The 22,091-nt window shown below is 64.6% G+C and carries 21 protein-coding genes; 10 read left to right on the forward strand and 11 right to left on the reverse strand.

The annotated features are described in order from the left end of the window. A partial coding sequence (gene xseA, locus EOA75_RS06035; RefSeq protein ID WP_127323847.1) for an exodeoxyribonuclease VII large subunit occupies positions 1-887 on the reverse strand: 887 nt, incomplete at its 3' end. 122 nt (positions 888-1,009) lie between these two features. Between xseA and EOA75_RS06040 the strand changes: the two genes are divergently transcribed. Further along, the gene (locus tag EOA75_RS06040; RefSeq protein ID WP_127323848.1) at positions 1,010-3,238 is read left to right on the forward strand and encodes an EAL domain-containing protein; all 2,229 of its coding nucleotides are present in this window, start codon (positions 1,010-1,012) and stop codon (positions 3,236-3,238) included. Between the two features lie 4 nt (positions 3,239-3,242). Here the strand turns inward: EOA75_RS06040 and EOA75_RS06045 are convergent, their stop codons facing one another. Next, positions 3,243-4,199: a LysR substrate-binding domain-containing protein gene (locus tag EOA75_RS06045; RefSeq protein ID WP_127216903.1), complete on the reverse strand. Its 957-nt coding sequence runs from the start codon at positions 4,197-4,199 to the stop codon at positions 3,243-3,245. A gap of 236 nt (positions 4,200-4,435) precedes the next feature. On the opposite strand from EOA75_RS06045, the gene EOA75_RS06050 reads away from it, so the two are divergent. Then, positions 4,436-4,726 carry a DUF1127 domain-containing protein gene (locus tag EOA75_RS06050; RefSeq protein ID WP_127323849.1) on the forward strand — a complete coding sequence of 97 codons (291 nt, stop codon included), beginning with the start codon at positions 4,436-4,438 and terminating at the stop codon, positions 4,724-4,726. A gap of 164 nt (positions 4,727-4,890) precedes the next feature. Here the strand turns inward: EOA75_RS06050 and EOA75_RS06055 are convergent, their stop codons facing one another. From EOA75_RS06055 to EOA75_RS06070, 4 genes are all read right to left on the reverse strand, one after another. Next, positions 4,891-5,775, reverse strand: coding sequence for a DUF937 domain-containing protein (locus EOA75_RS06055; RefSeq protein ID WP_127216904.1), 885 nt, complete (start codon positions 5,773-5,775; stop codon positions 4,891-4,893). A gap of 100 nt (positions 5,776-5,875) precedes the next feature. Further along, positions 5,876-7,249 carry a glutamate--cysteine ligase gene (locus EOA75_RS06060; protein WP_127323850.1) on the reverse strand — a complete coding sequence of 458 codons (1,374 nt, stop codon included), beginning with the start codon at positions 7,247-7,249 and terminating at the stop codon, positions 5,876-5,878. Between the two features lie 105 nt (positions 7,250-7,354). Continuing rightward, the gene (locus EOA75_RS06065; protein ID WP_127217556.1) at positions 7,355-8,089 is read right to left on the reverse strand and encodes a 16S rRNA (uracil(1498)-N(3))-methyltransferase; all 735 of its coding nucleotides are present in this window, start codon (positions 8,087-8,089) and stop codon (positions 7,355-7,357) included. A 31-nt stretch (positions 8,090-8,120) separates the two neighbouring features. Then, positions 8,121-8,768: a hypothetical protein gene (locus EOA75_RS06070; RefSeq protein WP_127323851.1), complete on the reverse strand. Its 648-nt coding sequence runs from the start codon at positions 8,766-8,768 to the stop codon at positions 8,121-8,123. A gap of 87 nt (positions 8,769-8,855) precedes the next feature. On the opposite strand from EOA75_RS06070, the gene EOA75_RS06075 reads away from it, so the two are divergent. Both EOA75_RS06075 and EOA75_RS06080 read left to right on the forward strand, forming a co-directional pair. After that, positions 8,856-9,554 carry a type 1 glutamine amidotransferase gene (locus EOA75_RS06075; protein WP_127323852.1) on the forward strand — a complete coding sequence of 233 codons (699 nt, stop codon included), beginning with the start codon at positions 8,856-8,858 and terminating at the stop codon, positions 9,552-9,554. A gap of 279 nt (positions 9,555-9,833) precedes the next feature. Beyond that, positions 9,834-9,974 carry a hypothetical protein gene (locus tag EOA75_RS06080; RefSeq protein ID WP_124997890.1) on the forward strand — a complete coding sequence of 47 codons (141 nt, stop codon included), beginning with the start codon at positions 9,834-9,836 and terminating at the stop codon, positions 9,972-9,974. Between the two features lie 46 nt (positions 9,975-10,020). Here the strand turns inward: EOA75_RS06080 and EOA75_RS06085 are convergent, their stop codons facing one another. From EOA75_RS06085 to EOA75_RS06095, 3 genes are read right to left on the reverse strand one after another with little or no spacing between them, the layout of a single operon-like run. After that, positions 10,021-10,797, reverse strand: coding sequence for a metallophosphoesterase family protein (locus EOA75_RS06085; protein ID WP_067327338.1), 777 nt, complete (start codon positions 10,795-10,797; stop codon positions 10,021-10,023). Between the two features lie 59 nt (positions 10,798-10,856). Beyond that, positions 10,857-11,993 (reverse strand): alpha-hydroxy acid oxidase, encoded by a 1,137-nt coding sequence (locus EOA75_RS06090; RefSeq protein WP_067327342.1) that lies wholly within the window; start codon positions 11,991-11,993, stop codon positions 10,857-10,859. A 23-nt stretch (positions 11,994-12,016) separates the two neighbouring features. Then, a complete protein-coding gene (locus EOA75_RS06095; protein ID WP_067327345.1) occupies positions 12,017-12,820 on the reverse strand; it encodes an FCD domain-containing protein in 804 nt (267 codons plus the stop codon). Between the two features lie 208 nt (positions 12,821-13,028). On the opposite strand from EOA75_RS06095, the gene EOA75_RS06100 reads away from it, so the two are divergent. The 5 genes from EOA75_RS06100 to glcF all read left to right on the forward strand — a co-directional run bounded on the left by EOA75_RS06100 (position 13,029) and on the right by glcF (position 19,226). Next, positions 13,029-14,345 carry a DUF3422 family protein gene (locus EOA75_RS06100; protein ID WP_067327348.1) on the forward strand — a complete coding sequence of 439 codons (1,317 nt, stop codon included), beginning with the start codon at positions 13,029-13,031 and terminating at the stop codon, positions 14,343-14,345. A 286-nt stretch (positions 14,346-14,631) separates the two neighbouring features. Further along, a complete protein-coding gene (locus tag EOA75_RS06105) occupies positions 14,632-16,128 on the forward strand; it encodes an FAD-linked oxidase C-terminal domain-containing protein (protein WP_127323853.1) in 1,497 nt (498 codons plus the stop codon). 65 nt (positions 16,129-16,193) lie between these two features. After that, entirely contained in the window at positions 16,194-17,450 is a 1,257-nt protein-coding gene (gene glcE, locus EOA75_RS06110; RefSeq protein WP_127323854.1) for a glycolate oxidase subunit GlcE, read from the forward strand. Then, positions 17,447-17,836: a DUF4870 domain-containing protein gene (locus EOA75_RS06115; protein WP_127323855.1), complete on the forward strand. Its 390-nt coding sequence runs from the start codon at positions 17,447-17,449 to the stop codon at positions 17,834-17,836. Before glcE ends, EOA75_RS06115 begins: the two co-directional genes overlap by 4 nt. A 64-nt stretch (positions 17,837-17,900) precedes the next feature. Next, positions 17,901-19,226, forward strand: a complete 1,326-nt coding sequence (glcF, locus tag EOA75_RS06120) for a glycolate oxidase subunit GlcF (RefSeq protein WP_127323856.1) — start codon at positions 17,901-17,903, stop codon at positions 19,224-19,226. On the opposite strand, the gene EOA75_RS06125 is transcribed toward glcF, so the two are convergent. Then, complete coding sequence (locus tag EOA75_RS06125) at positions 19,227-20,147, reverse strand: bifunctional 5,10-methylenetetrahydrofolate dehydrogenase/5,10-methenyltetrahydrofolate cyclohydrolase (RefSeq protein WP_127323857.1); 921 nt, start codon at positions 20,145-20,147, stop codon at positions 19,227-19,229. It abuts the gene before it with no gap. A 340-nt stretch (positions 20,148-20,487) separates the two neighbouring features. Then, positions 20,488-21,228 (reverse strand): L,D-transpeptidase, encoded by a 741-nt coding sequence (locus tag EOA75_RS06130; RefSeq protein ID WP_127323858.1) that lies wholly within the window; start codon positions 21,226-21,228, stop codon positions 20,488-20,490. A 215-nt stretch (positions 21,229-21,443) separates the two neighbouring features. Here EOA75_RS06130 and EOA75_RS06135 point away from each other — a divergent pair, with 215 nt between their 5' ends. Next, a complete protein-coding gene (locus EOA75_RS06135; protein WP_127323859.1) occupies positions 21,444-22,082 on the forward strand; it encodes a DNA-3-methyladenine glycosylase I in 639 nt (212 codons plus the stop codon). Positions 22,083-22,091 lie beyond the last annotated feature (9 nt).

A 22,091-nucleotide genomic window follows, 5' to 3' on the forward strand; every position in this document is an offset into this window, starting at 1 on the left:
GTGCAGGCACTAAGCCGCGCGCCGAGATTTGCCAGTGTCGCTTCGAGCTCCGCCTTGACCGGCACTGCCATCTCGGCGGCGCCCGTCGGCGTCGGCGCCCGCATGTCGGCGACGAAGTCGACCAACGTCCAATCGGTCTCGTGTCCGACGGCCGAGATGATCGGGATGCGCGAGGCGGCGACGGCGCGCGCCAGCCCTTCGTCGTTGAAACCCCAAAGGTCCTCGAGGCTGCCGCCGCCGCGCGCCACGATCAGGAGATCGGGCTGGCGGATTGCGCCGTCCCAGGTCAGTGCGTTGAAGCCGTTGACGGCTGCGGTCACTTCCTTTGCGGTCGTGTCGCCCTGGACCCGGACCGGCCACACCAGCACAGTGAGCGGAAAACGGTCCTTGATGCGATGGATGATGTCGCGGATCACCGAGCCCGTGGGCGAGGTGATGACGCCGATGACGCGCGGCATGAATGGCAGCCGCCGCTTGCGGCCGGCATCGAACAGGCCTTCGGCCTGCAGCCGCCGCTTGCGCTCTTCCAGCAGCGCCATCAGCGCGCCGGCGCCGGCCGGCTCCAGATTGTCGATGACGATCTGGTAGTTGGATTTTCCGGGATAGGTCGTCAGCCTGCCGCTGGCGATCACTTCCATCCCTTCCTCGGGGCGGAATTTCAGCCGCGCCATCGTGGTCTTCCAGACCACGGCCTCGATCCGCGCACGGTCGTCCTTCAGCGCGAAATAGGCGTGTCCGGAGGAATGCGGGCCGCGGTAGCCGGAAATCTCGCCGCGCACCCGCACATTGCCGAAAGCATCCTCGACCGTGCGCTTCAACGCGCCGGAAATCTCGCTCACCGTATATTCGGTGGCATTGCTGCGTGATTCGGTTGCTGCTTCGCTCATGCTCTGATTGGGGAACGCTTATCGGGCGGCGTCAAGGCAGAGCTGAAATCTCGCTAATATTATAACGCGATCTTAAGCCCGATTTGCTTTGACTGGCGGTAGCAAGAGCCAGCCGGAAACACATGAGCGCAACCGCCAACACCAGACCTTTGACGCATCAGGTGACGCTGACCGTGCTGACGTTGGCCGTCTTCGCGCTGGCCATGGTCGTCGGCTTCGGCATCTACGCGGCGGCTCAGGCTGACAACGCCTCGCTCGAACGGCAGAAGATATTCATCGACGAGGGTTTGAAGGACCAGATTGCGTCTGTTCAGCGTGAGCAGGAAAGCGTTGCGGTCTGGGACGACGCGGTCGCCAATGTCAGGGCCGGCAATTGGACCTGGATCGAGGAGAACCTCAGCGTCTGGATGTATACCTATTACGGTCACAACCGGGTCTACATTCTCGATGCCGCCAATCGTCCGGTCCATGCCATGCAGGAAGGTAAGGTGGTCGATGCGTCCGCCTATGGCGATGACGAGCCTGCCTTGCAGCCATCCATCGAGAAGCTGCGCCGCATGCTGGCTGAGCCACAGAAGGCGGACGCTTCCGGCCAGCCGGCCAAGATGGTCGCGGAGGACCTTGTGTCGCTCCAGGGAAAACCGGCGATCCTGAGCGTCATGGCGCTGGTGCCGAGTACGGACCGGGTCACGCAGGCGCCCGGCACCGAATATCTGCATGTTTCGGTGGAGTTCATCAACGACGCGGTCATCGGCAAGATCGCCAAAAAATACCTGCTCGACGGCGCGCGTCTCGTGCCGCTGTCGCAATCGGTCGGTGCCGCGGCGGTGCCGCTGGTCGATTCCCGCGGTATCATCCTCGGCTATGTCGGCTGGGACCAGGAACGGCCGGGTCTCACGCTGGTGCGCAAGATGGCCCCGGCGCTGGCCTTGGCGCTGCTTGTCGCGGCCGGCGTTCTGGCGTTTCTGCTGCGCAGGCTCCGCCGCGCCTCGTCCGCGCTGCAGACAAGCCAGGACGAGGCGCAATATCTCGCATTCCACGACACGCTCACCGGCCTACCCAACCGGGCTTTGTTCGAGGACCGCTTGCGTCGGGCCCTGCTCAGGGCCAGCCAGGATATGGCGGTTCACGAGATGGGAAGGGTGGCGCTGCTTTATCTCGATCTCGACCGCTTCAAGCACATCAATGACACGCTCGGCCATCCGGCGGGCGATGAGCTTGTGCGTCAGACAGCGGCCAGGCTCCAGCACACCGTTCGCGAGGTGGACACCGTGGCGCGGCTGGGCGGCGACGAGTTCGCGCTGATCCTCGTCGACATCCGCGATATCCGTGCCGCCGAGGATATCGCCGAGCGGCTGCTGCAGAAGTTGCAGGAACCGTTCAAGCTCATGGAAGATCAGGTCTTCGTCAGCGCCTCGATCGGCATCGCGCTATCGGACGGCGGCGAAACGGATGCCGACGATCTGCTGCGCAAGGCCGACATCGCGCTTTACGAAGCCAAGAAGAACGGCCGGGGCCGGCACCAGGTCTTCGCCGGCGACATGGACGACCTGCTCTTGCGCAAGCGCACAGTCGAGACCGAGCTTCGCAAGGCTCTCGACGGCGGCTCCGGCATCAGGCTCGCCTACCAGCCGGTGTTCGCGGCGAACGGCAAGACGATCCTCGGCGCGGAGGCGCTGATCCGCTGGGGGCATGACGTGCATGGCGCATTGCCGGCGGCGCAATTCATCGCCATCGCCGAAGAGCGCGGCATGATCGGCCAACTCGGCGCGTGGGTGCTGCAGGAGGCCTGCCGCTTCGCCGTGCGAACCGACCTGCCGTGGCTCGCCGTTAACGTATCGCCGCTGCAGTTGCGCGACGCCGGCTTTCCCGAACAGGTCGCGTCGATCCTTGCCGACACCGGGCTGGCGCCGCAGCGCCTGCAGTTCGAGATCACCGAAAGCGTGCTTCTGGACAACAGCGATGCTTCGAGGGCGGCTCTGACCACCTTGCGGCAGTTGGGCGTCGGCATCGTTCTGGACGATTTCGGGACCGGCTATTCATCGCTCAGCTACTTGCGTCGCCACGCCATCGATAAGCTCAAGATAGACCGCTCCTTCGTGCGGCTTCTCGAAGGCGACGGCAACTCGGCCGCGATCGTCAAGGCCCTGATCGATCTTGCCATGGCGCTCGGGGTCGACGTCACCGCCGAGGGCGTGGAGACCGAGGCGCAGAAGATGCTGCTGGTCGCAATGGGCTGCCGGCAACTCCAGGGCTATTTCTTGTCGCCGCCGCTTGAGCCGGTCCAACTGCTCGGCCTTTCTGGCCTAGCTTCGCCGGACGAGATTCAGCCCGCCGCCGCTCGCGCCTGAACCCCTACCATCCAGGCAGGATCTGGTTTGCCTTGGTCCGCTTCATCTTGGCGAAGGCGAGTGCCGCGAAGTCGACGCTTCCCGTCTCTTCGCTGACCGGCACGGAAATATTGTCCAGGCTTTCCGCGATATGGCGGGCCAGAGCATCGACGATCTCCGGCTGCGAGGTCTGGCCGCGCATGATGCCGATGCGGCAATCCGGCAGCGCGTCGAACCCGTCGGCCTCGCCGAGCACGCGCATGCCGGGCCTGAGCGCGCATTCCGGCAGCACCGAGATGGCGAGGCCGGAAAGCACGGCGGCGGTGATCACGGTCGCCGAGAAGCTGGAGAAGAGCACGCGGTATTCGCGGTTCTGCCGGTCGAGCACGTCGACCGCCGCGCGTCGCCAGATGCAGTTCGGCCGGCCGAACGCCATCGGCAGGATTTCCTGCTCATGCGTGGCGTGGTTGGCCGAGGTGACCCATAGAAGCGGCTCGCGCCGCACCACCTCCGACTGGCCGCGCGTGTCGTTGTGCGTCACCAGCGCGAGGTCGAGATTGCCGCGCTTGATGTGCTCGACCAGGCCCGGCGTCGGCTCGCAGATGACGGTGAGTTCCACACGCGGGTTGGAGCGCGAGAAGCGCGCCATGATCTCGGGCAGGAAGCGGTCCGCATAGTCATCCGGCGTGCCGATCCGTATCGTGCCTTCGAGCCGCTGGTCGTCGAAGGCCGCCAAAGTCTCGCGGTTGAGGTAGATCAGCCGCCTTGCATAGGAAAGCAGCCTGTCGCCTTCCTCGGTCAGCTTGTTGGTGCGACCATCCTTTTCGAACAGCGGCTTGCCGATCCGCTCCTCAAGACGGCGCATCTGCATCGACACCGCAGACTGTGTCCGGTGCACCTCCTCGGCAGCCCGCGTGAAGCTGCCGGTGTCGGCAATCGAGATGAAGGTCTGCAACTGATCGAGATCGAGCGGCGCTTTCATCGGTCCAATCCATCATTCGTGTTGATGCTAAAGATTAGAAACATTCGTTGGATTAATCAATCGCGGCGTGGCAAATTGCCATTGTCCACATGAAGGCACAGCATGTCGCCCAAAAGTGGCCCCCGTGTTGGGGGGCAACGACATGCGTCACGTTAACTGTATCGAGACCGCAACGGCGCTCCTCCCAGGCGCCGATTGCATGGTTTCGTCTGCACGAATCCGAAGGAGAGACTGACATGACCACGATCGAATTCGCCTCCGAGACCCCGCGCATCACCACGCGTCCGGCCGTTGCGACCCGCGTGCTCAATGCGGTCGCCGATGCCTTCCACGCCTGGAAAAACCGACGCGCCTTTTATCGCCTTGGCGAGATGTCGGATGCCGAGCTTGCGGATATCGGCCTGACCCGCGCCGACCTCCACGTCGCCGTCAGCGTGCCTTTCGGCCGCGATCCGACGGTGAAGCTGCGCGCAATCGCAGAAGAGCGCGCCGATATGATCGAGGATCTTGCCCGAAAGGTCGCCTGAGCGGCTTCGCCGGCTGCGTTTGTCCTCGCGCTGAACCTTTCGAGGGCTCGGCGCGACCAAGTTTCATGCAGGCTCCCACACTCCCTGCCGGTTCCCCGCCGGCCTGCCTGCGCATTGCCCGGTTCCCCTCGAGGACCGGGCATTTTTCTTTTGAGTTGAGCGCCCTACCGTCGGTCCATCCCGCGCTTGAACTGGTCGAAGATCGTCTCCATGCCCTTCTGATATTCCTCGCGCTGCTGCGCGCCGCTCTCGAACATCCTGCCGAAGATGTCGTCGAATGGATTTCTCGGCCGGCCGCTCGGATTGGTTTGCGACTGCGGCTGGGATTGCTGCGGCGCCTGCTGTCCGTCTGGCGTGCCGAAACCGCCGCCTTGCCGCAGCATTTCCTCGAACATCTTGCCCAGCGGATTGTCGCCGTAAGGGTTCGGCGCCTGCTGCGGTTGGCTTTGCGGCTGTTGGGCGCCGCCGCCGAACATGTCTTGCAGCACCTTGCCGAGCGGATTGTCGCCATAGGGATTTGGCGCCGGCTGCGGGGCCTGTGCGCCGCCTCCCGCCTGCCGCATCATCTCCTTGATGATCTCGCCGAAAGGATTGCCGCCGCCACCGAAGCCGCCGGCGGCCTGCATCTGGCTGTTGGTCTGCTTGAACAATCCGCCCATCATCATCGACGCCATCGCCGGCAGCATCTGCTGCAGCACCTGCTGGCTAAGGCCGGTCGCCTGCGCGGCCTGGGCCGCGACAGCGCGTGACAGGTCCTTCGAGCCGAACAGATGGCCGAGAATGCCGTTGCCTTCATCGATGCCTTGCGGCGTGAAGGCCCGGGTCGCGTCCTCGAAATACTTGGCGTGCTGGCCGCTCGCCATCGCCGTCATGAAAGCGCCCATTCCATAGGGATCGGCGGTGTTGCGCTGAAGCCCCTGTGAGAAGGCCGGCAGCAGCGCCTGCACCGCGGCCTGCGCCTGCTGCATCGAAAGGCCAAACTGCTGGGCCAGCGCCTGCATGCCGGCGCCGTTCTGGGCTTGCAAAAAAATATCGAACAGGGAAGGCATGAGATCTCCTCCGCAATATCCTCACAGGGGAGCCTAGTGCGTTTCCATCACCGAATGAAGCAGCTTTTGCCGAGCCACGGCTCAGGTGGCTGGCGAACGGTCAGTAGGCATATTCCATGAACACCGGCTCGATCGAGCCGCCCCAGCGCGTGTGATATGCCGAAAGCATCTCCTCGGCGCTGGTGGTGCCGCGCGCCACGACCTCGTCGAGCGTGTTGAGGAACGACGTCTCGTCATAGCCGTCGCGGTTCTTCTTGGCGCGGTTCTTCAGGCCCGTGCGGGCGATGGCCAGCACGTCGCGGGCAATCTCGCGCAAGGTGGCGTTGCGGAACGGCGCCGAAATGCCGTGCTCCGGCACGGCGTTGCGCATCGCCAGCGCTTCTTCGTAAGTCCAGCTCGAGGTCAGCGTCTCTGCGGCGTCCAGCGCCTGTTCGTCATAGAGCAGGCCGACCCAGAAAGCCGGCAGCGCGCAGATGCGCCGCCACGGTCCGCCGTCGGCGCCGCGCATCTCGAGGAAGCGCTTCAGCCGCACATCGGGGAAGAGGGTGGAGAGGTGGTTCGCCCAGTCGCCCATCGTCGGCAGGCCGTCGGGCACTTGCGAACGCGCGGCGCCTGCCATGAACTGGCGGAAGGTGTAGCGCGTCATGTCGTGATACTGCCCGTCGCGGATGACGAAATACATCGGCACGTCGAGCGCCCATTCGACATAGTCGGCAAAGCCGAAATCCGGCGCGAAGCAGAGTTCGAGCATGCCGGAGCGCTGGTTGTCGGTGTCGCGCCAAATGTCGCCGCGCCAGCTCTGCAGCCCGTTCGGCCGGCTCTCGGTGAAGGGCGAATTGGCGAACAGCGCCGTCGACAGCGGCTGCAGCTTCAGCGACACCTGCATCTTGCGGCGCATGTCGAATTCGCTTTCGAAGTCGAGATTCACCTGGATCGTGCATGTGCGATACATCATGTCGAGGCCCTTAGAGCCGACCTTCGGCATGTAGCGGGTCATGATCTCGTAGCGCGACTTCGGCATTTTCGGCGTTTCGGCAAGCGACCATTTTGGGCTGCCGCCGAGGCCGAGGAAGCGGATGCCGAGCGGCTCGGCGATCTCGCGCACCTGCGCCAGATGCGCGTTGCCTTCGCGGCAGGTCTGGTGGATCGTCTCCAGCGGCGCGCCGGAGAGCTCGAACTGCCCGCCCGGCTCCAGCGAGATCGCGCCCTGGCCGGTCGGCTCGACCAGGCCGATGATGCGGCCGGCATCCATGATCGGATCCCAGCCGAGCTTTTCCTGCATGCCTTCCAGGATGGCGCGGATGCCGCGCTCGCCGCCATAGGGCACCGGCGCGTTGCCATCGACATAGAAGGGAAACTTCTCGTGCTCGGTGCCGATCCGCCATTTGTCGCGCGGCTTGTTGCCCGCCGCCAGATAGCCGACGAGTTCGTCGATGCCTTCGATGGGCTGGATATCGGTTGTGTCGCGCGCCATAAGAAAGCCCTCCGCAGCCGTCAGCTAGCCGCCGGGCGCTAGATGGACGAAATGCCAGTAGCCGATCAAGCGAAAAATCCTGAGCCACGCCTCAACTGGATTTGATCACCAGTCGCCGATCGTCGCCTGCATCACCGCGAGCGCCGCGACCGCCGCGGTGTCGGCGCGCAGGATGCGCGGCCCGAGCGGAATGGCGCTGACGAAGGGCAGCGCCCGCATCATCCTGCGCTCGTCATCGGAAAAGCCGCCCTCCGGCCCCACCAGCAGCGCGAGTTTTTTCTCGCTTACCTTCTGCAAGGCTGGCAGTGGGTTGTTGGTCGAGGCATCCTCGTCGCAGAAGATCAGCCGCCGTTCCTTGTCCCAGCCGCCGAGCAGCCGCTCCAGCTTCTCTGCTTCGCGCACCTCAGGCACCGCCAGGATGCCGCATTGCTCGGCCGCTTCGACGACATTGGCGCGCAGCCGATCAATGCCAGGCTTGGCCACTTGTGTGTGCTGAGTGATGACCGGTTGCAGGATGCCGGCGCCCATTTCGACCGCTTTCTGCACCAGATAGTCGAGGCGGCCCTGCTTCAGCGGGGCGAAGCAATAGACGAGATCGGGCAGCGGCGGCTGCGGCCGCTGCAGGGTAAGCACCTTGAGCCGCACGGCTTTCTTGGTCTTGGCGGCGATCGAAGCCGACCACTCGCCGTCGCGGCCGTTGAAGAGCAGGACCTCCGCGCCTTCGCCGAGCCGCATCACATGCGCGAGATAGTGGCTCTGCTGCTGTCCAGCATCGAATTCGAAGCCCGGTCCGAGATCGTCCGGCACGAACAGCCGCTGCATTTTGTAGTTGGCGCGCATGGCCGAGCAATGGGCGAGGCGCGGGTTGTCGTCAAGTATCGGCGGACGGATGCCAGACCGGCGCGTAACCATGTCTCAGCACCGAAACACTTGTGGCAGGCGTGAGCAGTCGCATCGATCGCCCGGCGAGGCGATTGAACAAGACGGGCTCGGCATAGCCTGCGAAGGACCATTCGAGCGCCTTGCCGGCGCGGAGCGCGTAGGCGGTCTCACCCTCGGCCACGACTGCTCCATCCGGCAAACCGGCGAGTTCGTCCGATGAGACGGTCGGCGGACGCCCGCCGGAGGCCAGCCGCTCCTTGTGCAGCCGCTTGTCGACCATCGGCGCGCGCGGTTCGGCAATGCCGAAGACCTTTCCGAAGCGCCGCACGAAATCTCTCGCTTGGTCGCGCCGGCAGTAGAAGCAAGGCCGGTGACCGGCCGCGAGCGCCGTCACCTCGTCGAGAAAGAACAGCTCGGTCCAGCCGGCCTTTCCTCCAGGCCGATTGCGGCCCATCGGCTCGCGTCGCACGCCGCGGAATTGGCAGACGCAGATGATCCAGGCCGGCAGCGCCCAACGCTTCCTCAGAAGCGTTTTAGTCTCGGGGTCATGGATGATACCGCGATTGCCGGTGAAGAGGCCGCGCTCGGGCACGGCATGGATGACGCCGAACGGATCGACCCGGTTCTGCAGTGGCATAGCTTCTCTCCGGCGCGCGGCTTGGCTGAAACCGAGGCGGCATGATATCGCTCCCACCGTGATTTTCATGTCAGCAGGGATTCGCGGATGCGGGTGCTGGTGGTCCAGAACTACGACAATACCGGCCTCGGCCAAGTCGGCGCCGCTCTCGCGGAGGCTGGCGCCGAGCTTGACTTGCGCCGCCCCTACCAAGGCGATCCGCTGCCCCGGGACGCGAACGGTCACGATGCCATGGTGGTTCTGGGCGGGGGGCAGAATGCGCTGGCCGACGACGACTATCCCTATTTTCCCGCCTTGCTCGAATTGACGCGCGATTTCGCCGGCAAGGACCGATCGGTGCTTGGCATCTGCCTCGGCGGCCAGCTCGTCGCCCGCGCCTTTGGCGCCGACAACCACATCGGCGGTGCGGTTGAATTCGGCTGGTGCGGGGTGTCGCTGACGGCCGAAGCCAAGCACGACCCTGTTCTCGGCGCCTTGCCGGAAAAGTTCCCGATTTTCCAATGGCACGACGATACGTTCGACCTACCCGAGAAGGCCGTGCGGCTTGCGGGCAATGATGTCGCGGCGAACCAGGCTTTTCGTATTGGCCGCGCCGTCTATGGCTTCCAGTTCCATTTCGAGGCGGATCGCCCGCTGGTGCGCGACTGGAGCACCTCCTTCGCGGCGCTGATCGCCGAGCGCCATCCCGACTGGACCGGCAGGCTCGACTACGAGATGGCTAGCAACGGACCGCACGCCGACGCCGCAGGGCTCGCGATCGCGCGTGCCTGGGTGGCGACGATCTGACCGTCGCACCGCCGCGGAGCGTGACATAATTGGCACGCGGCGGCAGTTCCGCCTGGGGAAAACGCACTTCATTCTTGGTTTGTGTCCGGCCGCCCGCCTAAGAGGGCGCCCTCTGTATCGTCCGTGCAACCGCGATGAACCTGTTGTGTGATCCAAGCGACACACCGGCGATACAGAATCTGCTTAGAAGCGCGAAATCGTCGAAACATTGAGACGCATTTTATCGTTTCAACGCATTGGTAACCGCCTCGTGCACAGATGCAGAAAGCTCAACCAGAGATGACGTCCGTGAAAGCAGCGCTTTTGTCCTTTGTAATGCTGTCTGCCATCGTCGTGTGCGGCCTCGGCATTTATTCTGCCGACGCTGCAAACAATCACCAGGCCGTCGACGGCTACGGCGTCACCGCCGCGCTTCGCTAGAGCCTGATCCTCCCCGACAAACGGAAAGCTGATCCCACATTTGGGGTCATGGCCAGAACGCCATTCCCTCGACCGTCAGAATGCGCTTTTCAGCGCCGTCGACGGCAAGTGCGCTGAGCGTTCCCGCCTGCCAGGCGAGCGTGTCGAGATTGACGCGGTTGGCCATCACCTCGACGTCCGGCACCGGCGTATGCCCGTGCACGATCACTTTGGGATACAGCCCCGGGTAATTGTGGAAGACGTCGCGAATCCAGATCAGGTCCTGCTCGTTCTGGCTTTCGAGCGGCACCCCCGGCCGGATGCCGGCATGGCAGAAGAAGAAGTCGCCGAAGCACGCTGAAAAAGACAGCGAGCGCAGGAAGTCGACATGGGCTTGCGGCACTGCTTCGACCAAGGCCGCGTGTCCGTGCGCCAGCGCCTCGTCCGACCTGCCGAACCAGCTGCTGCCGGTCGAGAGCTTCACCCCGTATGACGCCGCCGTCTGGACGCCGCCATAGCGCATGAACAGACCCTCCGGATCGGGTTTGGCAAGGAAATCGAGCATGCCGATGTCATGGTTGCCGGCAAGCATGATGTTGCGGGGATCACGGCTCCGCGCCTCGATTAGGAATTCGATGACGTTCCTCGAGTCCGGTCCGCGGTCGACATAATCGCCGAGATGGATGATGCGCCAATCGGACTTTGGTCCGTACTCCAGATCGCTTGCTATCCGGCTGTGCATGGCGGCGAGCAGGTCATGACGGCCATGCACGTCGCCGATGGCATAGATGCGTATGCCTTTCGGTCCGCGCGCGTCGAGATAGTGGATGCCGGCTTCAGTCAAGGCGACGTCTTCCCGTGTCTGTCATCACGGGAAACTAGGGCGGATCGGTGAATAAGCCCCTAGCGCCGCAGCTGGTCCTTGCCCATGTCGGTTACCAGACGCTTACCGCACAGCGCCAGCGTGATGTCCATCTCCTTGCGGATGATCTCCAGCGCCTTGGTGACGCCCGCCTTGCCCATCGCGCCGAGTCCGTAAAGGAACGGCCGGCCGATATAGGTGCCCCTGGCGCCGAGGCAGAGCGCCTTGAGCACGTCCTGACCCGAGCGAATGCCGCCATCCATATGCACCTCGATCCGATCGCCGACAGCGTCGGCGATCTCTTCCAGCACTGAGATCGAGGAGGCGGCGCCGTCGAGCTGCCGCCCGCCATGATTGGACACGATGATCGCGTCGGCTCCCGTCTCGGCCGCCATCAACGCATCCTCCTTGTCGAGGATGCCCTTCAGGATCAGCTTGCCGCCCCAGCGCTCCTTGATCCAGGCGACATCCTTCCAGGACAGCTGCGGGTCGAACTGCTCCGTCGTCCAGGACGACAGCGAAGAAACGTCGCCGACACCCTTGGCGTGGCCGACGATGTTGCGGAAGGTGCGGCGCGGCGTGCCCGCTATCCCCAGGCACCAGCGCGGCTTGAGGGCGAGATCGATAATGTTGGCGAGCGTCATCTTGGGCGGTGCCGACAGCCCGTTGCGCACGTCCTTGTGACGCTGACCGAGGATCTGCAGGTCAAGCGTCAGCACCAGCGCCGAGCATTTCGCCGCCTTAGCGCGGTCGATGAGATTGACGACGAAATCCTTGTCGCGCAGCACGTAGAGTTGGAACCAGAACGGCTTCTTGGTCACCGAGGCGACGTCCTCGATCGAACAGATGCTCATGGTCGAGAGCGTGAACGGCACGCCGAATTCCTCAGCCGCCTGCGCCGCGAGCATCTCGCCGTCGGCATGCTGCATGCCGGTCAGCCCGGTCGGTGCCAACGCCACCGGCATCGCCACCTTCTCACCGATCATGGTCGATTCCAGCGAGCGGTTGCTCATGTCGACCAGCACGCGCTGGCGGAATTTTATCTTGCCGAAGTCCTCCTCGTTGGCGCGGTAGGTGCTCTCCGTCCAGGCGCCGGAATCGGCATAGTCGAAGAACATCTTCGGCACCTTGCGGCGCGCCATGTCCTTGAGGTCGGCGATGGTGAGGATGTCGCTCATGGTAGTCCCCGGGTGATCAGTGCTTAGGAGCGTTTGCGTGTCGGTTCGATGTCGCCGGCTTCCGAGCGCTGCCTGAGCCTCAGCCGTGACACGCGCTGCCAGTCGCCGCTGCGCTCGGCCTCAGCCATGGAGCGCTCGACATAGGTAATGTGGTCCATCGCCGCCTTGCGGGCGGCGGCAGGATCCGCCGCCTTGATCGCGGCGTGGATTGCCCGGTGCTGCTCAAGCAACGCCTCGCGCGCGCCGGGCACGGTGAAGACCAGCAACCGGTTCTGGAACACGCCCTCGGAGAGCAGCCGGTAGCAGGAGCGCAGCGTGTGCAGGAGGATGATGTTGTGCGCGCATTCGCAGACCGCGTGGTGGAATTCGACGTCGATTTCCGCCTCGTCGTCGAAGTCGCCGGTACGGTGCGCCTCGTCCATGCGCGCCATGATGCGGTCGAGCAGCGCCAGATCCTCGGGCGTCGCTCGCCGCGCCGCGTATTCGGCCGCGATTGCCTCGACCTCGCGCCGGTATTCCAAATAGTCGGTCACCGCCTTGCGGTGCATCGAGATCAGATCGGTCACCGGCTTGGTGAAAAGCTGGCCGATGACGTCGGCGACATGCGTGCCGCCGCCCGGTCTGGTGGTCAGCAGCCCGCGTCCTTCCAGCGCCTTCAGCGCGTCGCGCAGGATCGGCCGCGACACGTCGAACTGACGCGCCAGCTCGCGCTCGCCCGGCAGCCGGTCGCCGGTGCGCAGCACGCCCTCGAGGATCAGGCTCTCGATCTGCTGCACCACCTCGTCGGCGGTGCGCGAATGCTCGATCCTGGAGAAGATATCGCTCAATGGAAGCGCGCCTGGAAACGGAATGGATGTCGCGCAGATCTAAGCATCCGTCGCCAACTGGTCAAATTATTTATCCAATTCGCCGAATCAGGTCGACTCCCCGGCGGCTCTGTGAATCGGCTGCAGCTGAAATTTGCTGTTTACGGCCCCTGCCGATTGCCGCAAGACAACGCGATTGCACGAAGGGTCGAAACCAGGGGGACCAGCCGTGTCGGACGCCAATCTCGAATTCCAGCCGCGTGCCCAGGGCAGCGTCATGGGCTTTCCGGCCCATGAGGGTCGCCCCGGCGCGCTAGGCGAGGTCCATGCTCGTCCGCACCCGCTGGTCGAGAAGCCGCGCGTGCTCATCCAACTCTCCTTCATGACCGAAGGCGGCTCGGCCGTCGACCTTGCCGTGCTGTCGGACCTGTCGCGGCGCTTGGGCATCGCAGCGCCCGAACGCCATGCCCGCCACCATGCCATGAAATGGGGCAAGGGCACCTTGCGCTGGGAACGGCATACGGAGTTCTCGACCTATCTCTGGGAAGGGCCGCTGGCCGAAAGCAGCCGGGGCCAGGAGGATTCGCCCTTCGGCAACGGCTTCTCGCCGCCGGGAACGGTGATTTCCGGCATCCGGCTCGAAATCCGCAAATGGACGCAGGCGAGCGAGAAGCTGATCGCCGGCTTCGATCCGACCAGCCTCTGCTATTCGCTGGTCGAGCGCGGTGCGGCGGCCATCGTCACGGACTTTCGCCAGGATGGCGACGGGCTGACCCGCATGCTGGTGCTCGACCGCGGCCTGACGCCGGCGAGCACCGGCGCCTTGTCGCAACGGCTCATCGACATTGAGACCTACCGGACGCTTGCCATGCTTGGCCTGCCGCTGGCGCTGACGCTGTCTGGCCGCGCCCGCCGCATCGAGGACCGGCTGGCGCAGACGACGCTTGAAATGAAGGCGGCCGAGACCCGCGACAGCCAGACCTTGCTCGCCGACCTCACCGAACTTGCAGCCGAATTGGAGGCCGATGCGGCATCCAGCCTCTACCGTTTCGGCGCCAGCCGCGCCTATGACGGCATCGTCAGCGAACGGTTGGAGGCGCTGGATGAGGAGTCGGTACAGGGCTACGACACCTGGGCAGGCTTCCTGCAACGGCGCATGGCGCCGGCGATGCGAACCTGCCGCTCGGTGGAGGAGCGCCAGGCGAACCTCTCGCGAAAACTTACCCGCGCCACCACGTTGCTGCGCACCTGGGTCGATGTCGACGTCGAGAAGCAGAACCGCGACCTGCTGGCCTCGATGAACAATCGCGCCAGGCTGCAGTTGCGCCTGCAGCAGACGGTCGAAGGTCTCTCCGTCGCTGCCGTCTCTTATTATGTCGTCGGCCTCATCGGCTATGTCGCCAAAGGCGCGTCGAGCTTCGGCCATGCCTTCCCGCCGGAAGTCGTCACCGCGGCTTCGGTGCCGGTCGCCATCCTGCTCGTCTGGTGGGGCGTGCGCCGCGTGCGCAGGATGCACTCCGAACCGGCCAAGCATCCGGGCGAGTAAACTTCCCCTCGACCGGGAGATTTCCCGAAGACAACAGGGGGCCGCGGCGCGAGAAGCTCCAGGATCTTCCTCGACGCCAGACGAGCCGGCGGTTACGTGAGGCGAACCCCTGACCGCTTCGCGGCCATCTCCCCTCGAGGGTCCCTCAAGCGGGCAGAAGCCAGCGGCAGATTGCCGCTGCGAAAGCTCGGCCGTCGTTCGCCATCCGATTTCGACCAAAGCAGCGTTTGCAAGGAGTGCTCCCGGCTGGTAAAAGATTTTGACCAGTCGAGTGGAGGAGGCTTCGATGTCCGGCCTTGCCATGCCCAAGCCAGATGCCGGGACGCTGCGCAAGCGCGCCGAGATCGTCGCCGACATGCGCATCATCGTGCCGGGCGAGGGCGTTGTCGACACGGCCACCGAGATGCGCGCCTTCGAGAGCGACGGCCTGACCGCCTACCGCCAACTGCCGCTCGTCGTCGTGCTGCCCGAGACGGTGGCGCAGGTCTCCCGCGTGCTGAAATATTGCAACGAGCGCAACATCCGCGTCGTGCCGCGCGGTTCCGGCACGTCGCTGTCGGGCGGCGCGCTGCCGCTCGAAGATGCCGTGCTTCTGGTGATGAGCCGCTTCAACCGCATCCTCGCGATCGACTATCCGAACCGTGTCGTCGTCGCCCAGCCGGGCGTCACCAATCTCGGCATCACCACCGCCGTCGAGCAGGAGGGCTTTTACTACGCCCCCGATCCATCCTCCCAGATCGCCTGCTCGATCGGCGGCAATGTCGCGGAAAATTCCGGCGGCGTGCATTGCCTGAAATACGGGCTTACCGCCAACAATGTGCTGGGCATCCAGATGGTGCTGATGAATGGCGAGGTGGTGCGGCTCGGCGGCAGCCATCTCGATCAGGAAGGCTATGACCTGCTCGGCGTCATGACCGGTTCGGAAGGCCTGCTCGGCGTCGTCACCGAGGTGACGGTGCGCATCCTGAAGAAGCCGGAGACGGCACGCGCGCTGTTGATCGGCTTTCCGACCAGCGAGCAGGGCGGCCAATGCGTCGCCGACATCATCGGCGCCGGCATCATCCCGGGCGGCATGGAGATGATGGATCGCCCGGCGATCCACGCGGCCGAGGATTTCGTCCATGCCGGCTATCCGCTCGATGTCGAGGCGCTGCTGATCGTCGAGCTCGACGGGCCGAGCGTCGAGGTCGATCATCTGATCGGTCTCGTCGAGGCGATCGCATACCGCAACGGCTCGACCACCTGCCGCATCTCGCAGTCGGAGCAGGAGCGGCTGAGCTTCTGGGCCGGACGCAAGGCGGCCTTTCCGGCCGTCGGCCGCATCTCGCCCGACTATTACTGCATGGACGGCACCATCCCGCGCAAGGAGCTGCCGAGGTTGCTCGCCGGCATGCGCGATCTCTCCGAAAAATACGGGTTGGGCGTCGCCAATGTCTTCCACGCCGGCGACGGCAATTTGCACCCGCTGATCCTCTACGACGCCAACGTGCCGGGCGAGCTCGACAAGGCCGAGAGTTTCGGCGCCGACATATTGCGGCTGTGTGTCGAGGTCGGCGGCGTGCTCACCGGCGAGCATGGCGTGGGGGTCGAGAAGCGCGATCTGATGCCTGAAATGTTCAACCAGGTCGATCTCGAGCAGCAAATGCGCGTCAAAAGCGCCTTCGACCCCAGCCATCTGCTCAACCCCGGCAAGGTCTTCCCGCAGCTCCGCCGCTGCGCCGAACTCGGCCGCATGCACGTGCACCGGGGCCAGGTGGCGTTTCCGGACATTCCGAGGTTTTGATGGGAACGTCCCAGAACTTGGGTTCCTCGCCCCCGCTTCGCGGGGGGGAGGAACCGGAGATTACAATGACCACCTTCACCCCATCCAGCCCCGCCGAAGTCCTCTCCACCATCCAATGGGCCGCCGCGGAGGAAAGCCCGCTCGAAATCCTCGGCCATGGCTCCAAGCGCGGCATTGGCCGGCCGCTGCAGACCGAGCATACGCTCGACCTGTCGACGCTCACCGGCGTCACGCTCTACGAGCCGGCCGAGCTGGTGCTTTCGGCACGCGCCGGCACGCCACTCGCCGAAGTCGAAAAACTGCTTGCCGAGAACGGCCAGCAATTCGCCTTCGAGCCGATGGATTACGGGCCGCTGCTCGGCGGCGAGCCGGGTAAGGGAACGCTGGGCGGCGTGCTGGCTTCGAACCTATCCGGTCCGCGCCGGCTCAAGGCGGGTGCGGCACGCGACCACATTCTCGGCATATCGGCGGTTTCCGGCCGCGGCGAAGCCTTCAAGTCGGGCGGCCGGGTCGTCAAGAACGTCACCGGCTACGACCTTTCCAAGCTGATGGCGGGGAGCTGGGGCACGCTTGCCGTGCTGACCGACGTCACCTTCAAGGTGCTGCCGGCGGCGGAAACCGAGGTGACTTTGGCCATTCGAGGCCTGCTCGACGATGCTGCCGTTGCGGCTATGGCGCTGGCGCTGGGCTCCAGCGCCGAGGTCTCGAGCGCCGCGCACCTGCCCGAGCGGATCACCGCGCGCGTCGCCGCCGGCCATCTCGGCAGCGATGCCGCGACGCTGCTGCGCGTCGAAGGCTTTGGCCCATCGGTCGTCTACCGTACCGAGGCATTGCGAAACCTGCTCAGCAAGGCCGGCCCGCTGCAGGAAATTGCCGGCGAAGCGTCGAAGGCGATCTGGCGCGACATCCGCGACTGTGTGCCTTTTGCCGATGGCGGCGCAAGGCCGGTCTGGCGCGTCTCGATGCCGCCGTCTGAGGCGCATCACATGGTGATGGCGCTGCGCATGCAGGCGGCGGTCGATGCCTTCTATGATTGGCAGGGCGGGCTGGTGTGGCTTTCGATGCGCGAGGACGACCCAGAGGCGGAACTGCTGCGCGGTCTTATTCGCAAATATGGCGGCGGCCACGCCACGCTGGCGCGCGCGTCTGCCTCGCATCGCGCGGCGCTCCCCGTTTTCGAACCGCAACCGCCGCATCTGGCGGCGCTTTCCGCGCGGGTCAAGGCCGAGTTTGACCCGAAGCACATTCTCAACCCCGGCCGCATGGCGCCTACTTCCAGCTCTGCTACTCTTCCTCAGTCAACGGAGGGAGCAGCACCATGAGCAATGCCAATCCAGGCCCGGGCAGCGGCTCGCGCCAGACCGATCGCTGGCTTGAGCCGGGCCAGACCAACGCGCTGGTCATCTACATTCTCTATCTCGCCAGCCTTGTCGTCGGCGTCACGGGCGTTATCGGAATCGTGCTCGCCTACATCAATCGCGGCAAGGCGGGCGGCTATGTCGAAAGCCACTACACATTCCTGATCAGGACGTTCTGGATCGGCCTTCTCTACGCGCTGATCTCGGTGGTCCTGATGATGCTCGCGATCGGTTTCCTGCTGATGTTTGCGGTTGCCGTCTGGTTCATCGTCCGCTGCATTCTCGGCCTGCAGGCGCTGCAGCGTGGCGAGCCGATCAGGGACCCGCAAAGCTGGCTTCTCGGGCAATGAGAGCATGATCCAGCAAAGTGGAAACCGGTTTGCGGATCATGCTTAGACGATAAGGACATTTTTCGTGCAGACCAATTTTTCAGCCGCGCAGCTCGCTGACCCGCATGTCGCGGAATCGGAGAAGATCCTGCGCAAATGCGTGCATTGCGGCTTCTGCACCGCGACCTGCCCGACCTATGTGACGCTCGGCAACGAGTTGGATTCGCCGCGCGGCCGCATCTATCTCATCAAGGACATGCTGGAGAACGGCCGGCCGGCGGACAAGGAGATCGTCACCCATATCGACCGCTGCCTGTCCTGTCTTGCCTGCATGACGACATGCCCGTCAGGCGTGAATTACATGCATCTGGTCGATCATGCCCGCGCCCACATCGAGCAGACCTACAGACGGCCGCTGCTCGACCGGCTGACCCGCGCCATGCTGGCTTTCGTGCTGCCCTATCCGGGCCGCTTCCGCGCCGCGCTGAAGCTCGCCCGGCTCGGCCGGCCATTGATCGGCCTGTTGGAAAAGCTGCCGACCCTGAAGCCGGTCGCCGCCATGCTGAAGCTTGCGCCGTCGTCGACCCCGCCGGCATCGCCGATCGCCTCACCCGGGGTGCATGCGGGGCAGGGCACGAAACGCGGCCGCGTCGCCATCCTCACCGGTTGCGCCCAGTCGGTGCTCGATCCCGCCATCAACGAGGCGACCGTCTCGCTGCTGACGCGGCTCGGCGTCGAGGTCGTGGTGCCGGAAGGCGAGGGCTGCTGCGGCGCGCTGGTGCATCACATGGGCCGCGAGGATCAGGCATTGGCTTCGGCCAGGCAAAATGTCGACGCCTGGATGCGCGCAATCGACCAGGGCGGGCTCGACGCCATCATCATCACCGCGTCCGGCTGCGGCACCACCATCAAGGATTACGGCTTCATGCTGCGTCTCGATCCGGCCTACGCGGAAAAGGCGGCTCGTGTCTCGGCGCTGGCTAAGGATATCACCGAATATCTCGCTGCCCTCGACCTGCCCGAGCCGGTGCGCAAGCCGGGCACGATCGTCGCCTATCATTCCGCCTGCTCGATGCAGCACGGCCAGAAGATCACCCGTCAGCCGAAGGAGCTTTTGGCCAAGGCGGGCTTCGTCGTGCGCGAGCCGCGCGAGGGGCATCTCTGCTGCGGCTCGGCCGGCACCTACAACATCCTGCAGCCCGACATTTCGGCCAAGCTGCGCGACCGCAAGGTGAAAAATATCGAGGCGACCGGGGCCTCGTTGGTGGCCACCGGCAATATCGGCTGCATCACCCAGATCGCGTCCGCGGCGAAGCTGCCGGTGGTGCACACGATAAAATTGCTCGACTGGGCCTATGGCGGTCCGAAGCCGGAAGGCGTTTCCGAGAAAAGCCTGGTCGCCCCCGAATAGCTACTCAGCCGCCAGCTGGTCCGCCACACCGTAGGTCGCGCGGTAGAGCGCGCGCTGACGGTTGAGCGCCACCATGGTGTTGCGCAGCAGGATCGCCACCGTCAGCGGGCCGACGCCGCCCGGCACCGGCGTGATCCAGGAAGCGACCTCCTTGACGCTCTCGGTGTCGACATCGCCGACGATGCGGCTCTCGCCGTCCGGGCCGATCTCGGAATTGATGCCGATGTCGATGACGCAGGCGCCGGGCTTCACCATCTCGGCCTTGATCAGTCGCGGCCTGCCGACGGCGACGAACAGCGCGTCCGCGCGCCGCGCATGCGCCGCCACCGAGCGCGTCATGTGATGGCACACCGTCACTGTCGCACCCTCGCTCATCAGCAGAAAGGCGATCGGCTTGCCGACGATCTCGGAATGGCCGACCACCACCACCTCGAGGCCTTTCAGATCGAGGCCGGTCTCTTTAAGCAGTTCGACCGATGCGGCCGCCGTGCAGGGCGCGAGGTCGAGCTGGTTGTAGACGATGTTGCCGATCGAGGCCGGATGCATGCCCTCGACGTCCTTCAGCGGGTGCACCGCCGCCTGCAGCGTCTTGATCGGGATATGCGCCGGCACCGGCCGCTGGATGATGATACCGGTGACGCGCGGATCGGCGTTGAGGCCGTGAATGGCGGCTTCCAGCTCGCCCGCCGTGATGTCGGCGGCAAAGCGCCGTTCCTCGAAGCCGATGCCGGCAAGCCCGGCCTTGGCGCGCTGGTTGCGCACATAGACGTCGACCGCGTCGGTGTCGCCGACGGTGATCGAGACCAGCTTCGGCGGGAAGCCTTCCGCTGTGGCGATGGCCGCTTCCTCGCGTACCGAAGCGATGATGCGCTGGGCGACCGGACCGCCCCTGAGATAGCGGCTGTCGTCGGACCGGGTCATAGGTGGAACCTCTGCCTTCTGGAGCAACTCCAGAAGGGCGGTTTTCCGTCCGGAATTGCGTAAAACCAAGATTGTGCGCTGCAATAGCAGAGGTGCGCCGGGAAATCAGCCCCGAATGCGAAGCATGCTGCTTCCGGGGCGACCCGTTGACGGGCTTGAAACGAAAAGGGCAGCGCGGTCTCCCGTGCTGCCCTTTCGTGACTGGCCGTATCCCCACACGGCCCGTCCCCCGTTAACTCGATGCCAGTCTAAGCATGTCTATCAAAGGCGCGCTATGGCTTGAGGGCAACAGCAAGCGCCAAAACTGCTCAGCGCCGCCTAACCGGCTCATTCGCAATTACTATATCACCTCGACGGTTGTTCCGACATTGACGCGCTCGTAGAGGTCGACAACATCCTCGTTGCGCATGCGGATGCAGCCGGAGGACACCGCGCCGCCGATCGTCCAGGGCTGGTTGGTGCCGTGGATGCGGTATTCCGTGGTGCCGAGATAGAGCGCGCGCGCGCCGAGCGGGTTCTCGATGCCGCCGGCCAGATAGGTCGGCAGGTAGCGGCCCTTGGCCGCCTCGCGGGCGATCATTGCCGCCGGCGGGCGCCAGTCCGGCCACACTTTCTTGTCGGTGATCTTGTGCGTGCCCGACCATTCGAAACCGGGCTTGCCGGTGCCGACGCCGTAACGGCGCGCCTTGCCGTCCTTCTCGACCAGATAAAGGAAGTTCTGGTGGGTATCGATGACGATCGTGCCCGGCTTCTGCGGCCCGTCATAGGCGACTTCCTGAGGCAGGTAGATCGGGTTGATCTGTGGCCGCATCACCATGCGCTTGGCAGGCTGCCGCACGGCCGCGGTGCGCTGCTGGTCGGGCTGCGCCTGGAAAAGCCGCCGCAGCGGCTGCTGGGCCGCCTGGCGGCTCGGGCGCACGATCCCTGGCGCATGGCCGAGCTGCAGCACCCAAGGCGCTGAAAGGTCGGGGCTCACTATCACGGGCGGCCTGTCGGCATAACGGTCATTGGCGAAAGAGGTCGTCGCGCCGGCGGCAAGCACCGCGGCTGCGCCGAGCACGAAAGTGAACGCTGTCTTCATCGGAACGCACCTTGATCGTCGAACTCGTCCAAGAGCAGGGAAGAGCCCTCGGCGTGGCGATCCTTGGCGCTGAGCGGCAAGCAAAACATGAATCGGAATGCGTAAAATGCCGACTTGTCAGTAAACTTTGTGGTGTGGTTACCGGCCGGTTCAGGAATCTGGTAAAGCCACGGTAAAACCGACGCTTGCGCGCATTAACGGACGGATTTCTAACAATGGAACAAGAAAATGCCGGCCTGCTCGATGGCCCCGACGGTATCGCGCGCTGCTTCTGGCACGGCAATCTGCCGGACTATCTGGACTATCACGACCATGAATGGGGCCGGCCGGTAGCGGACGATCGCCGGCTCTTCGAAAAGATCTGCCTCGAAGGTTTCCAGTCTGGTCTCTCCTGGCTGACCATCCTGCGCAAGCGCGAGAATTTCCGCGAGGCTTTCGCCAATTTCGACTTCGACAAGGTGGCGGCGTTCACCGACAAGGATGTCGAGCGTCTGCTCGGCAATGTCGGCATCATCCGCCATCGCGGCAAGATCGTCTCGACCATCAACAACGCCGGGCGCGCCCGTGAAATGGCCGATGAATTCGGCTCGCTGGCCGCCTGGTTCTGGAAGTTCGAGCCGGGGCCTGACGAGCGGCCGACGGTTGTCGACCTTGCGCATCTGCGCGCCAATCCGACGACGGCGGTCTCGGTCCGGATCTCGAAGGACCTGAAGAAGCGCGGCTGGAGCTTCGTCGGCCCGACGACCGTCTACGCCTTCATGCAGGCGATGGGCTTGGTCAACGACCATCTCGAAGGCTGTGTCTGCCGGGCAGAGGTGGAGGCCGAGCGGCAGAGGTTCAAGAGACCGAAATAGCGTCACCTC

The organism is Mesorhizobium sp. M1A.F.Ca.IN.022.07.1.1 (genome assembly GCF_003997575.1).
Taxonomy (GTDB): Bacteria; Pseudomonadota; Alphaproteobacteria; order Rhizobiales; family Rhizobiaceae; genus Mesorhizobium.

Bases quoted from the DNA above. Each gene is read 5' to 3' on its own strand.
- EOA75_RS06045 (WP_127216903.1), bottom strand. From the start codon at position 4,199: ATGAAAGCGCCGCTCGATCTCGATCAGTTGCAGACCTTCATCTCGATT.
- EOA75_RS06105 (WP_127323853.1), top strand. From the start codon at position 14,632: ATGTCCGGCCTTGCCATGCCCAAGCCAGATGCCGGGACGCTGCGCAAG.
- EOA75_RS06040 (WP_127323848.1), top strand. From the start codon at position 1,010: ATGAGCGCAACCGCCAACACCAGACCTTTGACGCATCAGGTGACGCTG.
- glcE (WP_127323854.1), top strand. From the start codon at position 16,194: ATGACCACCTTCACCCCATCCAGCCCCGCCGAAGTCCTCTCCACCATC.
- EOA75_RS06125 (WP_127323857.1), bottom strand. From the start codon at position 20,147: ATGACCCGGTCCGACGACAGCCGCTATCTCAGGGGCGGTCCGGTCGCC.
- EOA75_RS06090 (WP_067327342.1), bottom strand. From the start codon at position 11,993: ATGAGCGACATCCTCACCATCGCCGACCTCAAGGACATGGCGCGCCGC.
- EOA75_RS06050 (WP_127323849.1), top strand. From the start codon at position 4,436: ATGACCACGATCGAATTCGCCTCCGAGACCCCGCGCATCACCACGCGT.
- EOA75_RS06080 (WP_124997890.1), top strand. From the start codon at position 9,834: ATGACGTCCGTGAAAGCAGCGCTTTTGTCCTTTGTAATGCTGTCTGCC.
- EOA75_RS06060 (WP_127323850.1), bottom strand. From the start codon at position 7,249: ATGGCGCGCGACACAACCGATATCCAGCCCATCGAAGGCATCGACGAA.
- EOA75_RS06130 (WP_127323858.1), bottom strand. From the start codon at position 21,228: ATGAAGACAGCGTTCACTTTCGTGCTCGGCGCAGCCGCGGTGCTTGCC.
- EOA75_RS06115 (WP_127323855.1), top strand. From the start codon at position 17,447: ATGAGCAATGCCAATCCAGGCCCGGGCAGCGGCTCGCGCCAGACCGAT.
- EOA75_RS06075 (WP_127323852.1), top strand. From the start codon at position 8,856: ATGCGGGTGCTGGTGGTCCAGAACTACGACAATACCGGCCTCGGCCAA.
- EOA75_RS06065 (WP_127217556.1), bottom strand. From the start codon at position 8,089: ATGCGCGCCAACTACAAAATGCAGCGGCTGTTCGTGCCGGACGATCTC.
- EOA75_RS06070 (WP_127323851.1), bottom strand. From the start codon at position 8,768: ATGCCACTGCAGAACCGGGTCGATCCGTTCGGCGTCATCCATGCCGTG.
- EOA75_RS06135 (WP_127323859.1), top strand. From the start codon at position 21,444: ATGGAACAAGAAAATGCCGGCCTGCTCGATGGCCCCGACGGTATCGCG.
- EOA75_RS06055 (WP_127216904.1), bottom strand. From the start codon at position 5,775: ATGCCTTCCCTGTTCGATATTTTTTTGCAAGCCCAGAACGGCGCCGGC.